General features: G+C 51.6%; 29 protein-coding genes and 1 pseudogene. 29 read left to right on the top strand and 1 reads right to left on the bottom strand.

All coding sequences use genetic code 11. From position 1 onward, the window contains the following. Window positions 1-102 precede the first annotated feature (102 nt). Together ACKLKD_RS11655 and ACKLKD_RS11650 are read left to right on the top strand one after the other, a co-directional pair. On the top strand, window positions 103-441 hold the full coding sequence (locus tag ACKLKD_RS11655; RefSeq protein ID WP_049140198.1) for a hypothetical protein: 339 nt from the start codon (window positions 103-105) through the stop codon (window positions 439-441). After that, window positions 441-653, top strand: coding sequence for a hypothetical protein (locus ACKLKD_RS11650; protein WP_049140200.1), 213 nt, complete (start codon window positions 441-443; stop codon window positions 651-653). The genes ACKLKD_RS11655 and ACKLKD_RS11650 overlap by 1 nt, the downstream gene beginning before the upstream one ends. A 364-nt stretch (window positions 654-1,017) precedes the next feature. On the opposite strand, the pseudogene ACKLKD_RS11645 reads toward ACKLKD_RS11650, so the two are convergent. Further along, window positions 1,018-2,229: pseudogene (locus ACKLKD_RS11645) on the bottom strand (RepB family plasmid replication initiator protein). A 246-nt stretch (window positions 2,230-2,475) separates the two neighbouring features. On the opposite strand from ACKLKD_RS11645, the gene ACKLKD_RS11640 reads away from it, so the two are divergent. The 27 genes from ACKLKD_RS11640 to ACKLKD_RS11510 all read left to right on the top strand — a co-directional run bounded on the left by ACKLKD_RS11640 (window position 2,476) and on the right by ACKLKD_RS11510 (window position 23,922). Further along, entirely contained in the window at window positions 2,476-3,102 is a 627-nt protein-coding gene (locus tag ACKLKD_RS11640; RefSeq protein ID WP_087804797.1) for a hypothetical protein, read from the top strand. A gap of 175 nt (window positions 3,103-3,277) precedes the next feature. Then, a complete protein-coding gene (locus ACKLKD_RS11635) occupies window positions 3,278-4,363 on the top strand; it encodes a metallophosphoesterase (RefSeq protein ID WP_049140204.1) in 1,086 nt (361 codons plus the stop codon). Next, a complete protein-coding gene (locus ACKLKD_RS11630) occupies window positions 4,360-4,569 on the top strand; it encodes a hypothetical protein (protein ID WP_087804799.1) in 210 nt (69 codons plus the stop codon). The genes ACKLKD_RS11635 and ACKLKD_RS11630 overlap by 4 nt, the downstream gene beginning before the upstream one ends. After that, entirely contained in the window at window positions 4,566-6,482 is a 1,917-nt protein-coding gene (locus tag ACKLKD_RS11625) for an AAA family ATPase (protein ID WP_087804801.1), read from the top strand. Before ACKLKD_RS11630 ends, ACKLKD_RS11625 begins: the two co-directional genes overlap by 4 nt. Beyond that, a complete protein-coding gene (locus ACKLKD_RS11620) occupies window positions 6,472-7,164 on the top strand; it encodes a hypothetical protein (RefSeq protein WP_087804803.1) in 693 nt (230 codons plus the stop codon). The genes ACKLKD_RS11625 and ACKLKD_RS11620 overlap by 11 nt, the downstream gene beginning before the upstream one ends. Continuing rightward, on the top strand, window positions 7,165-7,737 hold the full coding sequence (locus ACKLKD_RS11615; RefSeq protein ID WP_087804805.1) for a hypothetical protein: 573 nt from the start codon (window positions 7,165-7,167) through the stop codon (window positions 7,735-7,737). Window positions 7,738-7,805: 68 nt separating this feature from the next. Then, the gene (nrdA, locus tag ACKLKD_RS11610; RefSeq protein WP_087804807.1) at window positions 7,806-10,130 is read left to right on the top strand and encodes a class 1a ribonucleoside-diphosphate reductase subunit alpha; all 2,325 of its coding nucleotides are present in this window, start codon (window positions 7,806-7,808) and stop codon (window positions 10,128-10,130) included. A 121-nt stretch (window positions 10,131-10,251) separates the two neighbouring features. Further along, window positions 10,252-11,394, top strand: a complete 1,143-nt coding sequence (gene nrdB, locus ACKLKD_RS11605) for a class Ia ribonucleoside-diphosphate reductase subunit beta (protein ID WP_087804809.1) — start codon at window positions 10,252-10,254, stop codon at window positions 11,392-11,394. A 73-nt stretch (window positions 11,395-11,467) separates the two neighbouring features. Next, window positions 11,468-12,295: a phosphoribosyl-ATP pyrophosphohydrolase gene (locus ACKLKD_RS11600; RefSeq protein WP_087804811.1), complete on the top strand. Its 828-nt coding sequence runs from the start codon at window positions 11,468-11,470 to the stop codon at window positions 12,293-12,295. Between the two features lie 178 nt (window positions 12,296-12,473). Beyond that, window positions 12,474-13,544: a thymidylate synthase gene (locus tag ACKLKD_RS11595; RefSeq protein WP_224977328.1), complete on the top strand. Its 1,071-nt coding sequence runs from the start codon at window positions 12,474-12,476 to the stop codon at window positions 13,542-13,544. Then, window positions 13,541-13,963, top strand: coding sequence for a hypothetical protein (locus ACKLKD_RS11590; RefSeq protein WP_049140216.1), 423 nt, complete (start codon window positions 13,541-13,543; stop codon window positions 13,961-13,963). Before ACKLKD_RS11595 ends, ACKLKD_RS11590 begins: the two co-directional genes overlap by 4 nt. 2 nt (window positions 13,964-13,965) lie before the next feature. Beyond that, a complete protein-coding gene (locus tag ACKLKD_RS11585) occupies window positions 13,966-14,451 on the top strand; it encodes a dihydrofolate reductase (RefSeq protein WP_172412451.1) in 486 nt (161 codons plus the stop codon). Further along, a complete protein-coding gene (locus ACKLKD_RS11580; protein WP_087804817.1) occupies window positions 14,451-15,077 on the top strand; it encodes an AAA family ATPase in 627 nt (208 codons plus the stop codon). Before ACKLKD_RS11585 ends, ACKLKD_RS11580 begins: the two co-directional genes overlap by 1 nt. 57 nt (window positions 15,078-15,134) lie before the next feature. Continuing rightward, complete coding sequence (locus ACKLKD_RS11575; protein ID WP_064186083.1) at window positions 15,135-15,545, top strand: hypothetical protein; 411 nt, start codon at window positions 15,135-15,137, stop codon at window positions 15,543-15,545. After that, window positions 15,539-16,108 carry a 3'-5' exonuclease gene (locus tag ACKLKD_RS11570; RefSeq protein ID WP_087804819.1) on the top strand — a complete coding sequence of 190 codons (570 nt, stop codon included), beginning with the start codon at window positions 15,539-15,541 and terminating at the stop codon, window positions 16,106-16,108. Before ACKLKD_RS11575 ends, ACKLKD_RS11570 begins: the two co-directional genes overlap by 7 nt. Before the next feature lie 136 nt (window positions 16,109-16,244). Continuing rightward, complete coding sequence (locus ACKLKD_RS11565; RefSeq protein ID WP_049140224.1) at window positions 16,245-17,042, top strand: hypothetical protein; 798 nt, start codon at window positions 16,245-16,247, stop codon at window positions 17,040-17,042. Between the two features lie 234 nt (window positions 17,043-17,276). Then, a complete protein-coding gene (locus tag ACKLKD_RS11560) occupies window positions 17,277-17,501 on the top strand; it encodes a hypothetical protein (protein WP_064186085.1) in 225 nt (74 codons plus the stop codon). Between the two features lie 1,040 nt (window positions 17,502-18,541). Beyond that, complete coding sequence (locus ACKLKD_RS11555; RefSeq protein WP_165931897.1) at window positions 18,542-19,042, top strand: hypothetical protein; 501 nt, start codon at window positions 18,542-18,544, stop codon at window positions 19,040-19,042. Between the two features lie 55 nt (window positions 19,043-19,097). Further along, a complete protein-coding gene (locus ACKLKD_RS11550; RefSeq protein WP_049140226.1) occupies window positions 19,098-19,523 on the top strand; it encodes a tellurite resistance TerB family protein in 426 nt (141 codons plus the stop codon). After that, window positions 19,523-19,678, top strand: coding sequence for a DUF3927 family protein (locus ACKLKD_RS11545; protein ID WP_087804821.1), 156 nt, complete (start codon window positions 19,523-19,525; stop codon window positions 19,676-19,678). The genes ACKLKD_RS11550 and ACKLKD_RS11545 overlap by 1 nt, the downstream gene beginning before the upstream one ends. A gap of 92 nt (window positions 19,679-19,770) precedes the next feature. Then, a complete protein-coding gene (locus ACKLKD_RS11540; RefSeq protein ID WP_087804823.1) occupies window positions 19,771-20,193 on the top strand; it encodes a hypothetical protein in 423 nt (140 codons plus the stop codon). A 69-nt stretch (window positions 20,194-20,262) separates the two neighbouring features. Beyond that, complete coding sequence (locus ACKLKD_RS11535) at window positions 20,263-20,643, top strand: zinc-finger-containing protein (RefSeq protein WP_049140232.1); 381 nt, start codon at window positions 20,263-20,265, stop codon at window positions 20,641-20,643. Window positions 20,644-20,742: 99 nt separating this feature from the next. Then, window positions 20,743-22,416, top strand: a complete 1,674-nt coding sequence (locus ACKLKD_RS11530; protein WP_087804824.1) for a DUF4942 domain-containing protein — start codon at window positions 20,743-20,745, stop codon at window positions 22,414-22,416. An 8-nt stretch (window positions 22,417-22,424) separates the two neighbouring features. Continuing rightward, a complete protein-coding gene (locus tag ACKLKD_RS11525; protein WP_087804881.1) occupies window positions 22,425-22,613 on the top strand; it encodes a hypothetical protein in 189 nt (62 codons plus the stop codon). A gap of 64 nt (window positions 22,614-22,677) precedes the next feature. Then, window positions 22,678-22,911 carry a hypothetical protein gene (locus ACKLKD_RS11520; protein WP_049140237.1) on the top strand — a complete coding sequence of 78 codons (234 nt, stop codon included), beginning with the start codon at window positions 22,678-22,680 and terminating at the stop codon, window positions 22,909-22,911. Window positions 22,912-23,118: 207 nt separating this feature from the next. Further along, window positions 23,119-23,469 carry a hypothetical protein gene (locus tag ACKLKD_RS11515; RefSeq protein WP_087804826.1) on the top strand — a complete coding sequence of 117 codons (351 nt, stop codon included), beginning with the start codon at window positions 23,119-23,121 and terminating at the stop codon, window positions 23,467-23,469. 21 nt (window positions 23,470-23,490) lie between these two features. Then, window positions 23,491-23,922, top strand: a complete 432-nt coding sequence (locus ACKLKD_RS11510) for a hypothetical protein (RefSeq protein WP_087804828.1) — start codon at window positions 23,491-23,493, stop codon at window positions 23,920-23,922. Window positions 23,923-25,538: the final 1,616 nt, after the last annotated feature.

Raw genomic sequence — 25,538 nt, 5'->3', positions numbered from 1 at the left:
CATAGGCAGCTTCAGAAATGCTCTTTTCCCTGTAAGTGGTCGAGTGATCGACATAGTTGTCGGTGTGTTTTTTTGCATTTCTATTTGGAAGCTGGCTGGCGCATGAAAGGTTTATTGGCAGTATCGTTAATGTTGTTCTCGGCTCTCTCTATTGCGGATGAGCAGAAGGTCGAGCAGTGTGACATGAATATCCTGAAGATTGAAAATGGTGAGTTGGCACAGGCGGGTCACGCGATGGGCCTGGCCATACTGACCTCAGATTCAACTCAGTTTTATGCGGTGGTAGGTGATCGAATCATCAACTCCCCAATCCTAATGGACCACAAGGGTCAGAAGACCGGTCAGAAAGCTGGCACCGCATTCTTCATGCGAGACGGCAGCTTTGGCGTGATGTATGACGACTTTGGGTACGTGTTTGATAACTGCAAGAAGGTGGCGTGATGGATATCGGCAAAAGCATTGAGATGGAAAAGATAAGACCGTACTGGCGAGCCAAAGGCTTTACGCGCCCGGAGAACTTCTCCACCACGCTGGAGCGGAACGACTGCCAGATCGTGTATCGATACCGCTCATGGCAAATGATTGAGCACGGAGAGAAGAAAGCCAGGGTGAAGTCACACAGCCTCTACAATCTCTTGACCTCCATCACCTAATTCAACGACTGACGTTAGTGAATGCTAACCGTTGAATATCAAGCTCTCTCAGGTTAGTAACCACTAGGGGGCTTGATAAAAATCTCTTAATCCGATGCGTTATAGCAATCGCCGCTGATGGCATATAGTGCCGCTGGCAGCATACATAACACCGCTCACAGCATACATAATACCGCTCACAGCATACATAATACCGCTCACAGCATACATAACAAAAAAGCCCTCAATTTGAGGGCTTGGGCCTGTGACCAGCAAACCACTTTTAACCTACCAAAGTACCGCTGACAGCATACGATTCAGGCTTATTGCCGCTGGCAGCATACCGAATACCGCTGGCAGCATACATAACACCGCTGGCAGCATATCAAAGCAGCTTCAGCCCGTTACTCAGTATCTCAATAAGCTTGATATTCTCAGGCGTCAAGTCCGCTGACAACTCTGCTATCTTGTTGATCATGTTTTGCTTTACGGCGTCCATATCGCCTTTCCCCTGTGGCGCTTCAACCTGCTCTACCAGCTTCTCAGGATTATCCGGCTTCTCTTCACTTACAGCTTTAAGCTTCGGATTTCGGCCGTGGATCTGGATGTATACGGAGCGGCCTCGCTTCACTTCTGAGTAATCGAGATACCCAAGTTCCTGAAGTGATTTAAGACCGTTCCTGATGGTCTGGTTCTGGGAGCTGACGCTCGCGCTGTTCAGATTCAACCTTGCGCGAAGACGAGCCAGAGAGATCGGCGCCGGCCGCGTCGGAAGGCTCTCAATGAAGGTGTATAGCGCCTGGGCGGTTTCTTTTCGTGGGAGTTTGTTGATGACCTTCAGCTGGAGTAGGACTTTGTGATCGAACCGGTACAACTCCGACAGCTTGGGCTCGGCGTGAAATATGATGGTGTCGTTCTTCTCGTTGTAGTCCACGCTATTGACCAGGTGAACCATGAGCAGAGAAATCTTGTTCGATCCGTCAACGTTCTTTTCTTCGTATGTGCGCTGGAAGGACAGGGTCGTGCGCATTATCTTCAGCAGACTGTTTGTAATCCTGTCTCGCAGCGTCTTTCGTATCTGGGAGGATGGGTACCCGCAGAACTTGGCAAACTTCGTGATGCTCAGCTCAACGCGCCCACTGGCCTCTCCGTATTCGGCGAGAGATCGGACGACGCCGACCCACGTCTTGAAGTCATGGTCCATATCGAGGCGAGGCCCGGTGATTTTAATGTCTGAGTAACCCTCAGATCTCGCCACCTCAAGCTGAACAAGTTCTTTCGAAGCGTCTATCTGATTTGAGTTATTTCGTTTACTGTTTCTCGTGCCTTTGAGTGTTGGGACAAACAAGCCGAGTCTCATCAATGCGATGGGCTGTACGGTATTGTTGTTGTTGGGGGTGAGGTCGCCTGTGTACAAGCTAGGAACACTTTCGTCGATCGCGTCATCGTCCTCGATTAACGGTATGTTTTCTTTCTTGTTTTTCTTTCTTGTGGACATGTGGATACCTCATTACCAAAACCGCTGACAGCATACTCCATTTGCAGTTGACAGCATACTTAAAACAGTCCATAGCATACGACAAACCGCTCGCAGCATATCCTGTACCGCTCACAGCATACGAGAATAGCCTCTCAAGGCAGACGTGGCGCGGCTTGCGGGGATCGGGGATCTCTTTGGATCTAATATATGATCTCTATAGGGATCTTATTATTTGGATCTATCCGGTTGATATGTGGATAACTTCTCTCAGAAATATTTCACATCACGACTAGGCACATTCAACAAAGCCTAATCGAATTGTTTTATGATCTCCCTGGCCAACAAAAAACTAACGAGACGACTATGGGCGATTTGAAGCACCTCAAGTATGTGAAGCGTCTGGAGGATGGCTCTTTCTCCGTTATACCGACAAAGCAGGTCGAAACCCAAAAGGATTTGTGCAGTCTGTGTGGCATTGAGTCTGTATGCCGCATTCGCATTGCTCGCGAGCGTATCAAGCAAGCTGGCGCGGAAGTATCAATGTCATCGTGCAAACGCTACGTCCCTATCCTGACGTTCCGCAAACCGCACGTTGGACTGAATCTGACCTTCTTCAACACGATCCGCGCCGGGACTACATGGGCGTTTCGTCTGAATAAGGGCAGCATCGTATGCCTGGCAGACGCAGAGACAGGAGAGCCTATCAGGTTCATGAGAGTGGAAAGCGTTCGCACCGGAGGTGTAGACAGTCTTCTCGCCAAACACGCTCGATTCAACCATCTTGCCGTAGGTGGCAAAGGTGCGGAGTTCACGAGGAACTTTGTCAAGAAAGCCTATGGCCACTTCCTGAAGGAAGATGGGATGCTGACGGCGATATACCTGCGCAACATCAAATCTGACTTCGACTACCAGTACCACGACGCGACCGACGTTCTGTATATCGACGGAAAGCCGGCGCCTGATAACGTTATTTCCATCAGTCGATCCTGATCACCCTCCCGCCGACTGCCTTAGTCGGTGTTTTTTGCCATGATGATATGTACTTGCTTACATATCTTTTTAAAACGATAATCGCCCACCTGTAAGACACCAATCCGCCTTTCAATTCAGCTTTTACGCCGTATGCATATGCATATAATTAAGCGAAACAAAGGAGAAAATACACATGAGCAATCCTTTCGGACTGATCTCTGATCAGCACTACAACAACTGGAGCCAGTTCGGTCGAACAATCGGCCTCGACTACAACTCGCGGCTGAAAATCCAGCTTGAAACAACGCTTGAAGCAGCAAAAGCAATGAAGGCAGCGGGTTGCGAATATCTGTTTTGTGCAGGAGATACCTTCCACGTTCGCGGAACACTCCTTCCCTCCGTCCTGAACTACGTGACCGAAACGTACAAACAGATCATCAACGAGATTGGGCTGAAGGTCGTCATGCTGGCCGGCAACCACGATTTAGAAACGAATGCGTCAGTCTACTCGTCAAATGCATCAAGCAGCCTGGCAGGCATTGGCGTTCACGTCGTCTGTGGCGCTCCATACAGCGTTAAGGTGGGCGATGCGACCATTCATCTGGTCAGCTGGCGCGAAAGCTACACAGAGCTTCTGGTGGACCTGAAACAAGTTCGCGCTGAAGCGGGTGATGGTATTCACGATCTGATTATCCACGCGGGGATTAACAACGCGATCCCAACCATGCCAAACACCGGCATCGATGCCGAAGATCTGAAAGCGCTTGGATTCCGCAACGTCTACGCCGGCCACTACCACAACCACCGCGAAATTCTGCCAGGCGTTATCTCTATCGGCGCACTGAACCACCAGCAATGGTCTGACGTGGGCAGCATCGCCGGCTACATGATTGTGAATGCAGACGGGACGTTTAAGCAGTACGAAACATCCTCGCCGAAATTCATCGCGCTGGAAGGCGAGATTAGCGAAGAGGATCTCAAAGGCAACTACGTCCGCTATCGCGCAGAAGTGGAATCGGACGAAGAGGCAGCGGAGATTCGCTCAGAGCTCGATGCGATTGGCGCGGCTGGTGTGGTCACTGCTTTTGTCCGCAAACGTGCGCTGGCGGTGTCTGGGCCAAGTACGGCGGATACGCGGCGCATAGACAGTCTGGGTGAGTCCATCAGCTCATACTGCAAGGCGCAGCATGAAAAGACCAAAGACTTCGATCTGACCGCGCTGGATTCTCTGTGCAGAGAAATCCTGATGGAAGCCGAAAGCGCCGGAACATCGGATTGAAGATTTTAATTCCCGACAAGACCGCGCTGCAACGCTTGAATAGCGGGATGACTGTCTGTGTTCATAGAAAACACTTTGAAAGTGTCGTGAGAAAGAGTCTGGCCCGGTACGTGAAAACTGGCTTGATTGAGAAAGTGATTTTCACCTCTCACATCGAGTACCGCCGCGCAAAACTTTCTGAAAATACTAACCCGGAGCGGTTATGAAATTTCTACAGCTTAAAATCGAAAACTTTATGGTCATCGGGGAAGCGACTGTCGATCTGGATGCTCGCGGACTCCTGCTGATCCAGGGCATCAATAGCGCGGACTCCAGTGCCGCCAGCAATGGCGCGGGTAAATCCACGCTGATGAACGCGCTGATGTGGTGTCTGTATGGCGAAACAGCCACGGGTTACAAAAGCGATGATGTGCTTTCCAGCCACAACCCCAAAAACTGTCGCGTAACGGTGATGATTGAGGATGAAGGCCAGAAGTACGCCATCATCCGCCACCGCAACCACAAAGAGTTTAAGAACCGCTTGCTGGTGCGCAGCGAGGATGGCGATTTAACCAAGGGCAAAGATACGTTAACCCAGCAACTGGTTGAGCGTCTTATCGGTTCGTCAAAAGACGTCTTCATGGCGTCCATTTACGCCAGTCAGGAGGCGATGCCAGATCTGCCTGGCATGAGCGACAAGAACCTGAAGGAGATCGTCGAGGAAGCGGCCGGGGTCACTCGTTTAACCAAAGCGTATGCGGTGGCGCGTGAACGAGCCAACAACGCAGCGAGCCAGGTCAATATCATCCAGACGAAGATTGACGCCAAGCTGTCGGTCATCGATACCACGGAAGAGACGATAGGTCGTTTGCGTGAGTCGTCTGATCGGTGGGTGGAGACGACGAAGGAATCGGCCGATCGCGCAAGGATACTCAAAAATAATGCCGAAGTTGCGCTGACCGAGCATCAAATGTCACACAGTGACGACGATATCGAAATCGAACGCATTAAGCGCCGCATTCAGGAAGAACAGGCGAAGATGTCCGGCCGCGCGGAACACGATGCCAAGGTGTCGAAAGCCAACACCATTGTCGCGACGATGAGGGCTGACATCCGTAGCCTGGTGGCCGAGAAAGACCGCAAGGTTAAGCAGATCCAGCGTCACCAGAAGGACGCGGAGGTTGTCGACTCTAAAATCGGATCGCCATGTACGACGTGCGGTAAACCATATTGCGAAGAAGACTTGGGAGCAGTCCGCGCCAGCCATAAGGCGTTGGCCAGACAGGTTCTCGAAGAAGCGAAAGATGTGGCCGCCAAACACAAAACGCTGGCTGAAAATCTTGAAAAAGCTGAAGCCATTTACGATACGTTGGTTGCCGCCACTCCAGACGTTTCGGCGATCACTGCAACCATATCCAGCCTCAATACTCAGCTGACCAAACTGAATGCGAGCAAATCTGAAGAGAACATGCTGGCGTCCAGGGTGAAGCAAGCCGACGATGCGCTGAAGCAGATCATGGAAGCGAAGAACCCACATACGGCGAACATCACACAGCTGGAAAAGACGCTCTCAGAGACGCGCAAAACGTTCAAAGAGCTGAAGGAGTCTATGGGTGAGGCCAAAGCACGCCATGAGCTGCTGGAACGCGCCAAAGCGGTTTACGCACCATCCGGCGTCCGCTCACACATCCTCGCGTCGATTACGCCGTTCCTGAATGCCAAAACGTCGGAATATCTGTCCACCCTTTCCGACGGAAACATCACGGCCGAATGGTCGACGATGGAGGAAACGAAGAAGGGCGAAGTTCGTGATCGCTTCAACATCGCGGTGGAGAAGACTGGCTTCAGTCGAGACTTCCGTGGTCTGTCTGGCGGCGAGAAGCGCAAGGTCCGTATCGCTTGTGCGCTGGCGCTTCAGGATCTGGTGGCCAACCGTGCGAGCAAAAACATCGAGCTGTTCATCGGCGATGAAATAGACGATGCGCTGGACGCGGCAGGACTTGAGCGTCTGATGTCCATTCTGGAGATGAAGGCTCGTGAGCGCGGGACGGTGATGATCATTTCGCACAAAGAAATGAAGTCGTGGTTCCGGGAAACCATCACTCTGGAAGTGAAGGACGGGCGCAGCTATGTCCTGTAAGTTAACACCGGCACAGTTTATCCAGGCGGTCAGTTTGACCGCTTCACTGATTAAGCTGATTAGCGCATCGAAGGAAACCATCATTGCTCACCGGTCAGTTGCGATTGAGATGGACATTTTTAATGTACCGCTTGACGAAAATGACAGCGTAAAGGAGGCGATCCATAGAATGGCGCTGGAGCTGGCCGGTCTTACACGATATGAGCTAGGGCCGCTCGTTCCCATCAGTCATGGCATGGCGGTGTCGGATATGTCTGGCAGCATCGAGAATGACGTCATGATCCAGAACTTCTTCGCCGGGAAGATGGTCGAGATAAACGCTATATGCTCAGGCAACGACAGACCAGCTTTCAGTGGGTCCGCGCATTTAAACAATTCTCCTGAATGCTACGGCTGTGTGGTGGCGATGTTTGACGAAAGCAATCAATGTGTATTCTCTGCTAAAGGCGAAGTTATGAGGCTTATTGGCCAGCCCGAAATTATCGCCTGTGGTCTTGCTGAATCTCAGACCCGGATGAACGCTTTCTCGGATTTTGTGAATGAGTACGTGAAGCGCGGCCAAGTGGCTGGTCTGGTGGATCTTGGTCAGACCGAGCCAATGAAAAACAGATCGGAAATAGAAATTGAACCTGTACGCCAGAAGACGGCGCAGGATATGTCACACCTTTGGGGGATGTTTTAAATGGGAAAGAAAATCAGGATCGCCGGACTTGATCCGTCATTGTCGAACTTTGGTATTTCAGTCGGTACGCTCGACATTGAAACCAACAAGGTGGATATCGAGAAGTTTTACCTGGTGGAAACAAGCGCTGGTGGGAGCAAGAAACAGGTCCGCGTAAACAGTGATGATCTGCGTCGAGCCAATGAAATCTGGCGTAATTTGAAGCCAGTCATTGACGATGCGCAGCTTATTTTTGCCGAGCTGCCAGTGGGCAGCAAGTCGTCAAGAGCCCAGACGTCATACGGCATTTGCCTTGGCGTACTGGCTTGCATCAACAAGCCACTCATTCAGTTAACCCCAACGGAGATTAAACAGTATGTCGGCGGAAAGAAAGACACTTCAAAGGCAGAAATCATCGAGTGGGCTGTATCTCAGCAACCAAATGCTCCTTGGCTTAAGAAAAAAACTAAAGGTGTCGAAACCCTCGTCAACAAGAACGAACACCTTGCCGACTCCGTTGCCGCAATCTACACAGGACTGACGACGGATCAGTATCAGAACGCGGCCAACATGATGCGGTCTTTCGCTTCATAAGTTGATATGTATTTACATACTTAATATCATGTGTCCCACATATAGCAAAAAACCAACGTGGGACACACATGATATACGTCATCAAGCGAGACGGCAGCAAAGAGCCTCTCTCCGAAGAGAAGTACAATCGAGTGCTGATGTGGGGTGTCGAAGGCATTGATAATGTCAGCGCATCCAGCATCGCATTTGCCGCAGCAAACAGCATCGTCGACAACGTCACTACCTCCGAATTACATGAGTCGCTGGTTAAAGCAGCCGCCGACTTAATTAGCGTCAAAACCCCCAACTACAGCCAGGTCGCAGCACGTCTTAACATGTTTAAGATCCGCAAAGACGCCTTTGACCAGTACGAATACCCGGACTTCTACGAGCACATTCTGAAGAACATCGGCCGTCGTGTTTACGACAACGAAATCCTGCACAAATACACCTGCGAAGAGATTGATGAGCTGGGCTCTTACATCGACCCGGAGCGTGACGACAAATTCGGCTACGCCGCGACCGTCCAGCTGCGTCAGAAGTATCTGGTTCAGAACCGCGTTGATGGCAGCGTGTATGAGGCGCCGCAGCACATCTACATGCTGGTCGGCATGTGTCTGTATCAGGATTGGGAAAATGGCGCGGCCGGCAAGTCTCGTCTGGAAATGGTGAAAGGGTTCTATGATGCGACCAGTACGTTCAAGCTGTCTCTACCTACTCCGATCATGGCTGGTGTTCGCACACCTACTCGTCAGTTCTCCAGTTGCGTTCTGATTGAAGCGGGAGACAGTCTCGACTCCATTAACGCTGCGAACAACGCTATCGTTAAATACGTTTCCCAACGCGCAGGGATTGGCATTAACTTTGGCGCGATCCGTGCGCTGGGCAGTCCGATTCGCAATGGTGAAGCGCAGCATACTGGCGTGACCCCGTTCCTCAAGATGTTCCAGGCGGCAGTTAAATCCTGTTCCCAGGGTGGCGTTCGCGGTGGCGCAGCGACGGGCTATTATCCGTTCTGGCATTACGAAGCTGAAAGTCTGCTGGTCCTGAAGAACAACCGTGGCATTGAGTCGAACCGCGTTCGCCATATTGACTACGGTGTGCAGCTGAACCGTCTGATGTATCAGCGTCTGATCCGTCGCGAGAATATCTCTCTGTTCAGCCCACATGACGTGCCTGGCTTGCTCGATGCCTTCCATGCAGATCAGGATGAGTTTGAGCGTCTGTATACCAAATACGAAGCCGACGAATCCATCCGCAAGAAATCTGTGCCGGCAGTCGACCTGTTCTCTTCTCTGATGCAGGAACGCGCTTCCACCGGTCGCATTTACATCGCCCATGCGGATCACATGAATACGCACGGCGCTTTCGATCCAAATATCGCACCGGTTAAGCAGTCCAACTTGTGCGCTGAAATTGCTCTGCCCACCAAGCCAATGACGGCGCCGGGCAGCGACGATGGCGAGATCGCTCTGTGTACGCTGTCGGCGTTTAACCTTGGCGCTATCGAGTCTCTGGATGAACTGGAAGAGATCGCCTTCTACGGCGTGACGGCGCTCGATTGTCTGCTGGATTATCAGGACTATCCGATGAGCGCGGCAGAGCAGTCTGCCAAGGCCCGTCGCAGCTTAGGTATTGGCGTGACCAACTTCGCTTACTGGCTGGCGAAGCATGGGGTGAATTACTCCGGCAAAGCGGGTAACAAGCTGACCCACGAAACGTTTGAAGCGGTCCAGTATTACCTGCTGAAAGCGTCTAACAAGCTGGCGAAAGCCAAAGGCAAATGCGACTGGTTCAACGAAACTCGTTACGCCAATGGCGAGATGCCAATCGACACATACCGCAGCCAACTGGATAAGCCGCAGTATGAGGCCAACTACCCTCTCCTTCTGGATTGGGAAGCGCTGCGCGTCGATATCGCCGTTCATGGTCTGCGTAACTCGACGCTGACCGCCCAGATGCCGTGCGAGACGTCCAGTCAGATCACCAACTCCACCAATGGCATTGAGCCGCCGCGCGGCGCGGTGTCCATCAAGTCGTCCAAGGACGGCACGATCCGAATGGTCGTTCCAGATTACGAGAACCTGTCCGCCGGCTATGAATTCCTTTGGGATATGCCGTCCAACGAGGGGTATCTGATCAAGGTCGGCATTATGCAGAAATTCATCGACCAGTCCATTTCTGCCAACACCAACTACGACCCGAAAGCGTTCCCTGGCGGCAAGGTTCCGATGCAGACCATGCTGCGTGATCTGATGCTGGCGTATGACCTTGGCGTCAAAACGCTGTACTACCACAACACCCGCGACGGCGCCGGTGAACGTGAAGAAGAGAAGATTACGCACCAGGCACATCTTCCGTCCTCGACTGAGATTGTCGAAGAAGAGGAAGAGTGCGACTCCTGCAAAATCTAACGCAGATGGTGGGCGAAAGCCCACCTTTTCAACTGCTTGAGCGCCTTTAACTAGTAAATAAAATGTTTACTAACTTACTAAACAAAATCTTTCCTAACTTATTAAACAAGGTGTTTAAATAATGTCTTACTCAACCTTCCGGCTTGGCGCAAATGACGCCACCAAAGAGCCGATGTTTCTGGGCAACTCGGTCAACGTCGCTCGCTACGACGTCCAGAAATACCGTGAATTTGAAAAGCTGATTGAGAAACAGCTGTCTTTCTTCTGGCGCCCGGAAGAGGTGGATATCAGCAAAGATCGCATCGACTTCAACACCAAACTTCAGGAACATGAGCGGCACATCTTCACCAGCAACCTGCGTTACCAGACTCTGCTGGACAGCGTACAAGGTCGCAGCCCAAACGTGACACTGTTACCTCTGGCGTCCATCCCGGAGCTGGAAACGTGGATTGAAACCTGGGCCTTCTCCGAAACTATTCACAGCCGCAGCTACACCCACATCATTCGCGGTATGGTTGACGACCCGAGTGAGATTTTCGACGGCATCGTAACGGACGAAGAGATTATTTCCCGCGCGTCGAGCGTGTCGGCTGAGTACGACAAGCTGTATCAAATGATCTGCGCTCGCGAGCATCTTGGGGAAGACGAATTTGAACGTCTGTATGCGTCTGAGTTCGACGGAAAGCCATACCCGATGGAACGCCAGCTGTTCCGTACTCTCGTCTCTGTGAACGCGCTGGAAGCGATCCGCTTCTATGTCAGCTTTGCCTGTACGTTCGCGTTTTCAGAGCGGAAGCTGCTGGACGGCAACGCGAAGATCATGCGTCTGATTGCGCGTGACGAGGCGCTACATTGCGAAGGCACTGAGCGCATGTTGCGAAATATGCGAAGTGGTCGCGAAGGTTTGCTGTGGAAGCAGATCGCCGAAGAAGAAGAGCCATTTGTCTACCAGACAATGATGGACGTAGCCGAGCAGGAAATGCGCTGGGCCGACTATCTGTTCAAAGATGGTTCCATGATTGGCCTGAATGCGAACATCCTGAAGCAGTACGTGAAATACCGTACCAACCTGGCCATGCGCCGACTCAACTTGCAGCCTCTCTTCCCCGAAGTCACCTTCGATCCGCTGCCGTGGATGAACAGCTATCTGTTCTCCGACAACGTGCAGGTCGCCCCGCAGGAAACCGAGATCTCCAGCTATCTGGTTGGCCAGGTTGACGCCACTGTCGCAGAAGATGCCTTTGGCGGATTCGAAGACCTGTAAGCCGTAACATTTGTCTGTGTGGCCTGTCCTGGATGGGTCACAATACACACATCGAAAACAAAACGAGAAACACATGAAAAAGGTTCACGAAATTATCGCCAGCGTTGTTGGAAACAAAACGAAGAAAAACCAGGCACTGACGTCATTCTCTGCTGAAGGTTTTATCGATTTTTCGGCAATTATCGATATGGTCCATGAGTTTCACAAGCTGTTCCAGCACCCGATTATGGCAGCGCCAACGGCGGAGCTGATGGCTTTCCGGGCGGAGCTGATTGACGAAGAGGCCGGTGAGCGTGAAGGCTTGAAAGCCATTCGTGAAAGAAACATTGACCAGACTCTAGATGCGGCCGGCGACACACTGTACGTAGCCGCTGGTGCATTCATCTCAATCGCTGGCGCCGGTCTGGGATTCGTCGACTCGAAGGAGTTCGATCGTGCTCGTGAAGAACACCTCCAGTTTATGATGAAAAATGTCTCTCTCCCCAAACATCTTGGCATGGCATTCCAGGAAGCGGTCGATGTGGCCAAGAAGATTGCCTCTCTGGGTGACGTGAAGAGTGTTGACGACCTTCGTCAGCCGTTCATCGAGCTCTACCGCGCATGTGATTACATCATGTCCATCGTTCGTCTGGGCGGAGTCGACCCGGTTGAGCTGGTTGCAGAGATCCACAACAGCAACATGAGCAAGCTTTGGGCCTATGACGATGCGGTTCGCAAGGACCAAATTGCTCGCTGCAAATACGATCTGAGTGACTTAGGCTTCCGCGTGGCGCCAGGTCGTGATGCTTTCATCGGCTATCGTCTGTCTGATGGCAAGATCCTGAAATGCCCGGACTACAAAAAGGCGAACTTGGGAGAGTTTGTTGAGCAGATTGAAGATAAAGGCTACTTTGTGGATTGACACTCGGTAGATATCGAAATACTATGTGTTCGCATATGTAAGCATGATACTGCTTTGTCATGATTAATTAATCGCTCCGCTAACCACGGAGCTTTTTTTTTTGCTCGAAATACCCACCTTCCCCAACGTGAAATTATTGTTTATGATAGGTATGTAAATACATATCATGGCGGGAAAAATGAACTTCGCACAACTTAATGACGCTGCCTATATTGGCGTAATCAACTCCGTACTCAGTCGGGGCATCGACAGCCAGAATCGCACCGGCGTAGAAACAACCGGGACATGCTTCATCCTGTCCGACTATGCGCTGGAGGCCGGCAACGTCCCGCTCATCTCCACCAAAGCCGTCAATCTGAAGCCGCTACTCGTTGAGCTTGAATGGTATCTGCGCGGCGAAGGCAATATCGCATTCCTGAAAGAGCATGGCGTGAAAATCTGGGACGCCTGGGCCGACGCTAATGGCGATCTCGGACCCGTCTACGGTCGCCAGTGGCGTAAGTGGGAAGACACCCGGATCGTGAGCGCCGCGGACTATGCCGCTAACAAAGAAAAGTATGACGAACGCGGCTACCACGTTGAAGGCGAGTTTGAGAATCGCGTCGCCATCTCTCGTGAAATTGACCAGCTGCAACGTATCGTTAACTCGCTGCGCGACAACCCGACGGACCGCCGAATGCTTATGTCAGCGTGGAACGTGGGCCAGCTGGAAGATATGGCGCTGCCACCCTGCCACTTTGCCTTCTCCGTATGGAGTCGCGAGCTTGAGTTTGAAGATCGCCTCCGTATGGCCAACGATATCGCGGCGGAACATGTGTCTCGCGGCATCTCTTCCAAGTACGTTCAGATGCTGGATGCGGTCGCCAAAACCGGCGAGATCAACGAGGAAACGCTGAACGAGCTGGAAATCCCAACCCGCATGTTGTGCTCTTCCGTTATGCAGCGGTCGGTTGACGTGTTCGTGGGTATGCCATTCAACATCGCAGGATACGGCATCCTGACTCACTTCCTCGCGCACATCACCAACCACATGCCTTCCATGATGTCGCATTACGGCTGTGACGTTCATATCTACGCAGATCATGCGGAAGGTCTGAAGGAGTTTGGGCAGCGCGAAATCCCGGTCGACTCGAAGCCTATCGTTCTGTTCCCCGACACCTGGCGCGAGCTGAACGACTTCCGTTGGGAAGATGTCGTCATTGACGGCTATAAGCCGCTCCCCTGGATCAAGGTGCCGGTGGCGGTATGAGTGCAAGACGAACACATATCCTCGTAGAACTTGATGGTGTGCTGGCAGACGGCCAGCACCGTTCGAAAGAGGAAATCCTGGACAACGTCAAATTCCTGATTCGCGGCGACAAACTGAATCACGTCGTCTCTCGAATGCTGAAGGGTTTTGAGCGTACCGGAGTGGAGATTGTGATCGTCGCACCCAACAGGTCAAAGCTGTACGAAAAAGAAACCAAGATGTGGCTGAAGGATGTCGGTGTTTCGTTTGATTATCTGATGATGGCCGGCGACCAGCCGTTCTTCACGAGAATGGTCGCCTCAGAAAAAGACGAACTTAGCGAAAGCGTCCTGTTTGCCGTCATCGGCTCATCCAATGCCGTCCTCAGCTACGGCAAAGAGCATCCCCACAAACCAACTCTATGTGAGATCCGAAAGTGAAAATGATTGCCGCCGTTGGGCGCGACTTTGAGATAGGCAAAAACAATGCGCTACCCTGGAAATGTCCGGCCGACTTGACCGTTTTTAAACACCTGACTCTAGACCATACGGTCATTATGGGCGCGAATACCGCAAAAAGTCTGGGTCGCCCTCTTCCCGGCCGCCACAACATTGTGCTGACGCGCGATGCCAGTTCGCACGTTGGCGATCTGGAAGGATTCGATACCGTTTCCTCAGCTAAAGAAGCCGCTCTCCTGTTTCCTGATGCGTGGGTTATCGGCGGTGCGCAAGTTTATGAGGCGATGCTTCCCTACGTCTCTGAGGTGTGGCTGTCCCACATCAGCGTTGAAACGAAAGCCCCGGATACCTTCTTCCCCGTCGACAAGATGATCGGGATGGGATTTAAGTTTTCGCATATCAGCTGTGAGCATATTGCTGAAAACGAAGGGTTGTCATTTAAACAAGTTGTTTACAAGGTTCCTAAATAATGAAAATAGGAATTTGTGGCGCACAGGGGGTGGGGAAAACCACGCTGGCTCGCCAGTACGCGGAAGAGAACGGCATTCCCCTGCTTGAAACTAAGGTTGGGGATTATCTCAGCCATTTAGGTATCGAGATCGGCAAGGAGTACGATCCGCTGAAGAGAATGCAGGTCCAGTTGGCCATTCTCGACTATCTGGATCGCTGCTACTCGATGGTCGACAGCTTCATCACCGACAGAACCCCTCTCGACGTTGTCGCCTACTCCCAGGAGATGATGTTTAACCAGACCGACCCGGACGTTATTGCCGTCTTCGAAGAGATTCAAAAAAGAGCAGTTACTCTGTGCCTCCAATTTGGGCTGATTATCCAGATTCGCCCAGGCATAGAGCTCAAGCCTGAAGACTATGAGCGTCGGCAACGCGCCGCACTCGACCGCGTAAGCGTCAACCGTATCGATACGCTGATCTCCGGCGGCATTGTCGACCTGATTCAGACGCACAAAGACAAAGTCACTGTCAAAACGATGCCGAAAAGCAGACTGGCCCTGCGTGAGCGGATCGACATTCTCAAAGACACCGTCGACGATCTTGAGAGGCGACTTATTGCCAGCGCCAGCGCCCTCACCCATTAAGTTGAACGCCTATCCAAAGTCGATAGCATTGAAGAAAATAAATAACGAGGATTACACATGGAACTCGATTTTGACAACGAACTTGATAGAAAGGTGAGCGAGACTGTCGCCCACGTCGCCACGCTGGTTGAAGAGCGGATTATGTCGCGGGAAAACGCCCACCACGCCATCAATGCGCTGTATATGGGTTGTTATGGCCTTAATGGTCACGAAGTCTCAGAATTGCTTTCAGACGCTCTTAACGAGTTTCGTGACGGCGCCCCATCCATGTTCCCGTTCGTGGTTAAAACCCCAAAAGGTGATGTGGTCGTTGTTCGCGTAAACACCGTCCATCCGGCCATGACGATGACCATGATCGGAAGCGAGGTCAATACGAAGTCTTTCACGTATGACTCAGCGAAAGAGGCGCTCTCCGGTGCGGCGAAGGTTGTTACGACTCTGCTGAAGAGCGGAGGTGTGAAGTGTTAGTTACCGGTATCGACATCGAAACAACCGGTCTGGACTTTCGCAGTGGGCATAAGATCATTGAGATTGCCTTCTCCATGTACGATCTGAATACCCAGAAGAAGGTCGATGAGCTGGCGATGCGCTTTAACCCTCGCCGAAACATTGATGCCAAGGCCCAGGCGGTTCACAAGATTTCTCTCGATATGCTGGCCGGCTGCCCACTGTTTGAGGATGAGGGTCAGGAGCTGATTGACCGCTTCGTTAGCAAAGCGGGTTTGCTGGTGGCGCACAACGGCGAATCGTTCGATATTCCGTTCATGAAGTATGAGCTGGCGCAATACGGCATCCGTGTGCCGGACGTTCCTCTGATCGACACCATGCTCGACGGTCTATGGGCATGTGAGGACGGTAAGCGTCCGCGTCTGGAAGAGCTGGCATTCTCGTTAGGCTTTGTCTATGACCACAATCAGTCGCACGGGGCGCTGTACGATACCGATCTCATGATGCAATGCTTCTTCAGGGCGCGTGAGAAGTATAATCTGTTCCCACTGCCGGCCTCTCTGTCGGCGGCAGCCGCCGCGTAAGCAAGGAAACAAGGAAACAAGATGTTTAGAGCGCCTTTAAACATCTTGTTTGCCTAACAAGTCAGCTTTATCGCCTACCCACCACTGTCATAATCATCTCATCGAAAACGAAACTAATTAAAACGAGGATTCAGTCATGACTATGACCGCACATGTAAACGACGACACCAATGATCTGCTGGCTATGCTGAACGAGCTTGAGACGCTGAGCGACCCGACTCCGTCTTCCGAAGCTAAGCCGACCACCACTGACCTGCTTGATGGTCTGGACCTGGATCTGTCCACCGAGGAACTCCTGTCCGACATGGGCACCATCTCTGCGGCGGTAGATGATGAGCTGGTTGTTGACGCCGCGCTATCTGAAATTGAGAGCGCCGAAGTCATCGAAGCGTCACCTAAGAGTGATTACGTTGTCGATATTGAAGCGGAGAAAGTTAAGGCTGAAGCAGCAGCCGCCAAGGAAAAGAAGCCGAAAGTCAGCAAGCCAAAGGCACTCAGTGCGCCGCGCGAGAAGAAGGAACGCCCGGTCGCCGCTCGCAAGCGATTTGCAGTCGGCGAAATGACGGATGAGCAGTATGAGTCTGTCGGGATCTTCCGCGAGACGTTCGAAGAGGCGCTGGGGGTCGCGCCAGTGAAAGCGGCAGACAAAATCGTCAATCTTCTGGCGTGGTACTTCAACGACGTGACCTTGAGCGTATACACCGAGATTTGCTTGCGCAAAATCTGTGAGAGCAAACAGGCGAAAGTGGCTGAAATGCGCCTGGCCATGATGAGCAATCCATCTAAGCCGTATCCAGTCAGCACGGCAGGATCGCAGGCTGGCCAGATGCTGGCAGTATTCCCGGCGCTCAACATTGCGGACAAGCAAGAGCCTGGCGTACTGGTCCTGAATGAAGATTCGCCGATTGTCGCTAAATTCAAAGCGACGATGTAACCACCCTCTCGAAACCACAAAACGCGCCATGATCGATTGTGGCGCGTTTTCTTTTCCATCCAGATAATCTCCCCACGAACCAACACAAAGCCATCAGGGTGAGTCCTGTCGCTCTCGGAGCGCATCGGCGCCCACTGTCTTCACGAGCTGTATCATTTGAATGCCTTTCATTGTTTGGTAAACTATGAAACAAGCAAACAAGTAAACAAGTAAATTACGAAATAAGGGCGTTAAATGCACAATCACACCAACGTAGTGCCGCAAGTGGAGACAGACTTTATCACCACGGCGCGTGACTTGATGACTGACAGGAGTAAGGCTGTGTCGCTTTTCACCTGGTCCAGCGAGGCGATCGTCAACAACAAACATTCTGATGAGCTGATACAGCTGATCGGTTATCTCATCAACGAAAACTTCGCGCTGGACGTTCAGCTTAAGGGCCGCGCCCAAGCAAAATAATCTCAGTTTGTAATGTATGTAGATGTTTACTTACCTACCACAGTCACGATAAAATACACATGCCCACCATCTGGTGGGTTAACTGTGAACCACAATCGTAAAAATCCCTTAGAGCAGTACGGGCAGGCAAAACGCAGACGGAGCGGTAGAAGTATCTCCACTGTTCACAGTTATCAATATGACACTTAGATCTCGGGTGAAGAGACGGTCGGTTTAAGTGGCGCAGTAAGAAGCGGATCTCCATATGGGGTGAAGTGGGAAGCCCAGACGGGACTACGCTTAGGGCAAATTTGTTGGACATGTCAGGTAAAACTGGCGAGCGACGCAATGCGTAAAACGGTTTTGATTCGGGAACAGTATCAAGCGGATCAACACTGGATGGAAGTCGCTCACTTGATTGCCGTGGCTGACGCCATAATCGCTTTTCTTCAAGAGTGATTATGAGGTCCGCCTGGCCACTCAAGGAGGTCGGTCAAATAACTTAGTTTGAGCTTTGATGGTTCAGTTGGAACCTAGCTTTGACGGTTATTTGCCTAGGAACTCCTTGGCCATAGGAACCCAAAAACCTTAAAACCTTACAACCGTAAACGGTTGTAGAAACGTGAAACGTGAAACGTGAAACGTAAGGCCCAAGTCTCGCCCAGAATTTAAAACCCAAAAACCAAGGTCAAAGTCAAAACCAGCCCCTTCGGGGAAAGCGCTCAGGCTTCGCCATCGCGCTTTGAAAAAAGGTGATCTGGGATGGTTGATAAAGTCAAAACCCAAAGTCAAAACCCAAAGTCAAAACCAGCCCCTTCGGGGCAAGCACTCCGGCTCTGCCGTCGCGCTTAATTCAAAGATCATATCTGGGATGGTTGATAATCAATCGCCAGACCTCTCCTTCCTTCCTTCCGGCACATTTTAAATATGTATTTACATACATATATCATGTGTGTATGCTGTTTCTTAAGGACAAGCTCACAAAGTGAGTATCTCAAGGATGAGAACCCTTGCGGCTGGTAAACCCAGCCGCTTCCATTTGAAACTTATGGAAGAGACCTATGTTCCGTTTCCTTTCAGAAATGCTTCTGCCGAAAGAAGTTATCGAGTCAGTCGTCCAGGTGAAGACTCGAAATCTTGAATCCAGAATTGCCATCCTTTTAGACCGTATTCGCTCCGCTGAGATGAAGATTGAAAGCCAAGCCGATGCCATCGTTGCTCTGACCAATGTGTCTAAAGGGAGAGGCCAGCCAAACAAGGATCGTAATCGTAATGGAAAACTACCAGAGAAAAAGGCTCAAACCTCTAGCTTATCTGGTCGTCGGCCTATTGTCGGCTCCACTAGCTCTCGCTCCAGTGGCCGGTTTGTTACAGAGGGTAACGCCAGCACCGGAATTGCCGCGCCAGTTCACGCGCCAGTCGTTGAAGAGCGCAGCTACGGCAGCCACCACTCACACAACGACACCAGCCACCACCACAGTCACTCCCACCACAGTCACGACACTGGAGGGTATGACTCTGGATGCTCCGATTCGTCATCTTCGTCGTTCTCCTGCGATTGATGAAAGTCAGGAAACAACGAAACAACTTGTTTAATAAATAACGTTGGAAATAAAAATGTTTGGAATTTTTAAGAAGAAAGTTCGCAAAGCCGCTGTAGAAGTTAAGAAGATGGAAAACCGCGATGCGGTTGAAGCGACCGTCTGGGGCGCTTACGCGATCGCATATGCTGACGGCACCTGTGACGCGAAAGAGATCGGCGTTCTGGAAAAAACCATCTCCGCGCTGCCTTCCTTCTCCCCGTTTGCCGGTGAGATCGCCCAGATGAGCTCTAACATCCGCTCCCGCTACGAAGCCTCCCCGCGTTCTGCTAACGCTGAAGCAATGCGCCAGCTGGCGGAAGTCGCCGGGACCACCGATGCGGTCGATGTTCTGTGCCTGTGCCTGGATATCGCCGACAACGACGGTATCGATGAGAAAGAAGAGCAGATGCTGAAGAAGATCGCCCAGGCTCTGCAACTGTCTCTGGATCAGTATCTGTAATGGTTAGACTCGTCGTGGCCGCGCTGCTACTGACGATGGCCGTGCTGGTGGACTTCACCAGCCGGCTCCTGTCCGTAGTCTCTGATGGCGTACTTGTCTTCTCGGCAATTGTCATCATGATGCCCATCCTCACCAAAGTCATAACAAGCAAATAAGAAAACAACTGACGCCGTAAACAACTTGTTTACTGCCTACTCAAGTTTGCCAGAATGACCACATCGAAACGAACAAATGAGAGAGAGAAGTTATGTGCCGTAAATGTGAAGAAAACAAAGCCAAAGTTTTAGAACGCGCTGATGAGATTGCCGATTTCGCAGTCCTCTTTGCCGGTGGGACTAAGTCCAATCAGGATTTCGCGCGTCTTATCGTTGGCTCAGAAGCGCTTCACGAAGGTGGGTATCTCAGTCCGTCCAACTTGCTGCTTCTGGTCGCCCACTACTACAGCAAGCTGAAGACGGTTTCCGCTGACAACCAGGCGCTGCGTGAAGCGATGGATATTCTGGCTAACAATGGTGGTGATGACTCTATTCAAAAAGCCATTCAGCCTAAAGATGCTCTGCACCTGGTTGAATCTATCGTCAATACGTTCGAAGCCGCTCAGGTTCGAGCTATGGAAGGGGCCAACGCCCAGATCCGAGAGCTGAAGAACCGCTACGGATTGAACAAATAGCTATTCAAAAAGCTATTCAAACACCCATTCAACGCAGCCATTAGGCTGCGTTTTTATTCAGGTGGAAATATGCGCAAAGTTGAATGTCCATACTGCCTCAAGTTAGCTGATCTCGTTACCGGTGAGCGAATTTACCCACATCGGGCAGACCTACACAGTCTTCAATTTTACCTTTGCTCTGACTGCAACGCCTACGTCGGATGTCATAAGAGAAGCAACGGCGCACCATTGGGCCGCCTGGCCAATGCAGAGTTAAGAGCCGCCAAAAACAAGGCTCACTTCTTTTTTGACCGTATCTGGAAGCTGCGACACAAATCCCGTTCGGCGGCATATCAGTGGCTATCCAAAGAGCTGGGTATACCGGCTAAGGATTGTCATATCGGCATGTTCGATATCGTGCTCTGCAACAGGACTGCTGCGATATGCAGCAACTACCTTTCGAACAAGTAACGTAGAAAACAACCAAACAAGGAGCACCGTAAACAACTTGTTTACTGCCTTCCTTGTTATTGGATAATGTCTGCAACGGAAACTATTTAGGAATCAACTATGTCAACCGCAGTGTCAATACTCGAAAGCTCCGCCGGCGCCGTTGATTTCCGCAAGGAAATGAACGTCATCCATGACATCGTGGCAGAGTGTGAAAAAGAGATCGCCCTGATGAACCAGGTGCATGATTTCGTTTATTCACACGACCGCGTGTCGATGATCAACCGTCTCCAGGTACTGAGTCGCCGGCCAAACGATGAGAGCCTCCGAAACGTCCACCAGCTTAACGCCGTCAATCTGGACTTCGTTAAGCAAAACATCTGGGCCGAATACTGGAGCAAGGTGACGGATATGACTGGCGCACTTCTCATCATGCCGGCTGAACGCCGCGACCAGTGGCGCAGCCAGTTCACGTTAGGCGTTCAAAAGATGGCGAAGAGAGATCGCGGTGGATTCGAGCGCCAGGTGGAAGAGTTCGTCGGTGTTCCTGAGTTCACGGCTGACACAGTGATTCCTACCATGACCGCGCTGCTAAATGACCGCCACAAATATCTGGCCGAGCGCGTCTATGGTCTGTTTAAGGCATTAAGCCCAACGCACAAAACCAACAAAACATACGGCTTCAGCGAGAAGCTGATCATCTCCTACTGCGTGACCGACTTCTGGAATAGCAGCATTAGCCTGAACTACCGCAAAGCGGACGTGATCGACGACCTGCGCGTCATGCTGCACTTCTTTGCACATAAGGAGTTCATCACCCTTAATAGTTGCTCTGAGATGCTCTCGGCGGCTTACAGAGCGCATAACTGCGAAACCGGTCAGTGGATGAATGTCGACGGCAACTTAATGCGTGTGAAGATTTTCAAAAACGGCAATGCCCATTTTGAAATCCACCCGGATGTCGCGTGGAAGCTGAATGAAGTGCTGGCGCACAGTATGCCGGCCGCCATCCCGGCGCCGTGCCGGAAGGCGCCAACAACCAAGGCTCCGAAAGAGTTTGGCTACATCCAGAAAACGGTTTCGACGAGAACGCGAACGCTGATCCGCGACCGCCGACACAGTGGGGCCGACGAACTTTTCTATTTCCCGGACTCGCATCTTCAGAAGGCTGAGATTCAGGATCTGGAGCGCACGTTGAGATTTATCGGCGGCGTGAAGATTAGAGGCAGCTGGAAGTTTCCATATGAGTGCGAAGCAACGCTCGATAGCATTGTGAGCCTGGGCGTCATTCCAGAGGTGAAGTCGCACCAGTTTTACCCAACGCCTGAGCCAATAGCGAAATACGTTTCGCAGATCCTGAAGTGCCAGCCCACCGACCAGATTCTTGACCCGGACGCTGGGCGGGGTGATCTGGTGGCGTTCCTCGATGTGCCGGAGGAAAACATAACGAGCGTGGAGATATCCCCGCTGTTCTGCGAGATTCTGGGCGCCAAGGGGTACAACGTCTACAACAAGGACTTTCTGGCCTGGTCGAAGGAGTTCGCCACCGCCCCTGGCTACGACAAGATAGCGATCAACCCGCCTTACTCAGAGGGCCGTGCCAAAGAGCATACGCTGGCGGCGCTGACCCATCTCAATGAAAAAGGAATTATGGTCGCAGTCCTGCCAGCCGGCTACAAACCGGAAGAGTGGATCGGCAATGAGTTCGTTTGTGCCAAATCAGGTCGTGACTTCGCCAACGAGTTCGAGGACACCGGCATCACGGTAGCAGTATTCGTTTTCAAAAGAGCATAGAGGTGCAGATGATTGAGTTAACGCTGAAGGAGTACAACGCCATCCACACAGACTATCGGGGCGTATGGTCAACGGAGCGAACCGACTGGCCCGATTGGGAAAGCGTGAGAGAGCTATATATGGGCAAGCGAACCATAATGAAGCACGGTAGTCTATTGATCGAAGGACTTCATTTTCAAATTAAAGAAGCGCCTTAAACAAATTGTTTTCTCCCTTTTCTGGTTTGTGACAATAACGCCAACCAGAAAAGGAGAACCCCAGATGACCCCTTCAAACACATATCTAACAGTCAGTCTGACAGGCACGAAGGAAGTCGCCCCAAATGACCTGGCGGCACTTTATCGAGACTGGACGAACAATTATCTGTCCGTCGCCCGGTTCGCTGAGGATTACGGCGTCAGCGTCGCCCAGGCGGAAGTTACTATTGCAATGGGCCGTGCGGTCCACGATGCCCACGCCAACTGGCTTAAAGAGTTCGTTCGGTCCGCAGACTGAAGCGAAAGGAAAAGTGGGGATCGATGCAATAGCGATCGCCCACCATAATTGGTACTATTCAATAACATACAACCGTCTAAAATCGCCGCCCGTTGAGGCGGCTTTTTGTTGCCTGTATTAGCCAGTCGTGCCGTAAACAACTTGTTTAGTGCCTGTCTGGTTTTGAGAAAATGACTTCATTGAGACAATAGCAGCAAGGAAATAGAAATGGAAATGAGCGAACAAAAGTCAGTAGAGAAGCGCAAGGTGAAAGCTGGCTGGTGGGTGGCGCTGGGACTGGCTGTCGCACTGCCAGTTGTCGCGGCCACCAAGTTGAGCATTTTTGTTGTGGCCCCTATCGGCGCCATGCCGGAAGGCAAGACGGTGATTATGTGGAAGTCTGGCCAGGTGGATATGAACTTCATCGAGAGCCCAGAGGGTATGTGTTTATCAAAACGCAGCTTCAGCGCCTGGTGCAGCTTAGGTGCGATGAATGTTGCGGTGGCTGGAAACAAGATCCTCATGCGTCTGCCGTATAGCGCAACCCTTTACAACGCTTCAGTCCGCAACCGTCTCTAACAACATCACTCTGGGAATATTATGAAACGTATCTCCGCCGCATTACTGGCCACCATACTTCTCTCGGCTTGCGCAGAGCAGCCCGTTCAGTCCGTAGTAAGTGCGGCAACGCAGAAGACGAACGCCATGCGATACCCAGTATGCGAGTTCTATTCGAAAGACACAGGCTTCTTGCACACAGATGCCTACGTTATCGATTATGGTGATTCGTTTGCCGTAATTTACGGAGAGGGTGAGGATAAAATACTGCGCAGCTTTAGAATACAGTCGGACGGGATAAATTCGGATCTGACTGATCGCAATTCTATCTTCTCCAGATATGTGTCCGAGTACGACAGCAACATAATGACCTTTGACATTTACACAGTAAAAGATAAGCGCTTCGTTAGCCTGGACTGTGACAGAGACAAAGCGTACCCGGTGGCGGCGAAACCGTTCACCCCAATCAAATAACGTTTGACTTTACCTTGACCAAACAGATCAACTTACCCCGTAATCTATAAGAGTGAGTTGATCTGACAATCAAAACCCACCCAAACCCCTCGAATACCAGACACAGCAAGCCTTCCAGCCAATTTTCACCCATCAGACCTGCCATTTAAGACACGTCAATAAAAAGTCAAAGGGAATAGTAAAATCGACCCCAAAAATTGACTTTTATGACCCGCCAGTCTTATACCCGCCAAATCCACCACAGAACAGCCACCAGAAGAGAGTTACGATTCAACCCACGCAATCATGCAGCCCAAAAAGGGAAGCGCCCAAAACGCATTACAGAGCGTTTCACGGACCCACACCCAGAGAGAAGAATCGACCCAAGAGAGAACCAACAACCAAAAAAGACAAAACCTTCCATGATAGCCTATATCCCAATACCTGAACACAACCCACCGGAAGAACACACCCCACAAAATTCACAAGCCACCCCGCCAGACACCACCCAACATCCCAGAGGCGACATGCCAATACACACCACCCAAGTTCCCCAAGGCAAACACCACCCAACATTACCCAGGCCACAGAACACCACCCAAACTCCACAAGGCTGCCGGCACCTGCCATTACCCACACCTCAGATTCCCATTATTGAGGAAACCAGCAATACCAAGGCCCAGAGAGCAATTACCAAGGAAACAACATAATTGGAACGCAAGGAAACAACCAAACAACTAAGTTACTAAACATCACCACACGCCATTACCCAAACAACAAGGAAAACGAACGAACAAAGCCAGCCCTACATGACATTACCCACACCCCAACGAAAGAAAACTCCCAAGAGAGAACAACACAGAAACACCATAGAGAAACGATAAAGGAATCACAGATAAGGACCGCCCAATAAAAAGAACCAACACAGACAGACCAGAAGAGGAGAGGGGACAGGAAGAGAGAGAAGGGCCGGAAGAGAAGACCGTATGGGAGGAAAGAAAGAGCCGTAGAGAAAGCGATAGGTGGAAAGCCGTATAGAAAGGGAAAGGCTGGAAGGGGGAGAGAAAGGAACGACCGGAAGGAACGACCGGAAGGAAGGAAGTGTAAGAGGGTCGGAAGAAAAGGGCCGCGCCACGCTTTCCGTATAAATTACACGGCCAGGTTTCCCCTCCCTACCATCCGCCCCGACGGCCCACCATCCACACGGTCAGCCGTAGCCCATCCCTTCCGGTCCCGTCGGTCGCACCACTCCCTGTCCCGTCGGTCAGGTCCGGCCCGGAACCGCACTTCAGGAACGGGTGGAAGGTCGGTTATGGAAACGGCGAGAAACGGCCAGCTTTGCCTTTACCGAGAAACGGCCAGCTTTCGGTATATGCCGCATCGGTCCGCCGGCCGGTTGTCGGTCAGGAAGAACCAGGCGGCTGCGCGGCGCCAGGACGGGAGTGTCCGTCGGGAAGTGGTCGGGATGTCCGTTGGCTGCCAGCGAACGAAGACCACCAGCATACGGATGTTCTGTCGGGTGACAACGTGGAACATTCGGTCTAAGCCGTCGGCGCGTGGGGAGACGTTCAGACCGTCGGGACCAGTGACGCCGTAAACATCTTGTTTCCTGCCTGTCCAGTCCTGGGATAATGGGT

The organism is Klebsiella sp. 10982 (assembly GCF_048589245.1).
Lineage (GTDB): Bacteria > Pseudomonadota > Gammaproteobacteria > Enterobacterales > Enterobacteriaceae > Klebsiella > Klebsiella quasivariicola.
This window is presented reverse-complemented; position numbering and strand designations above follow the sequence as displayed.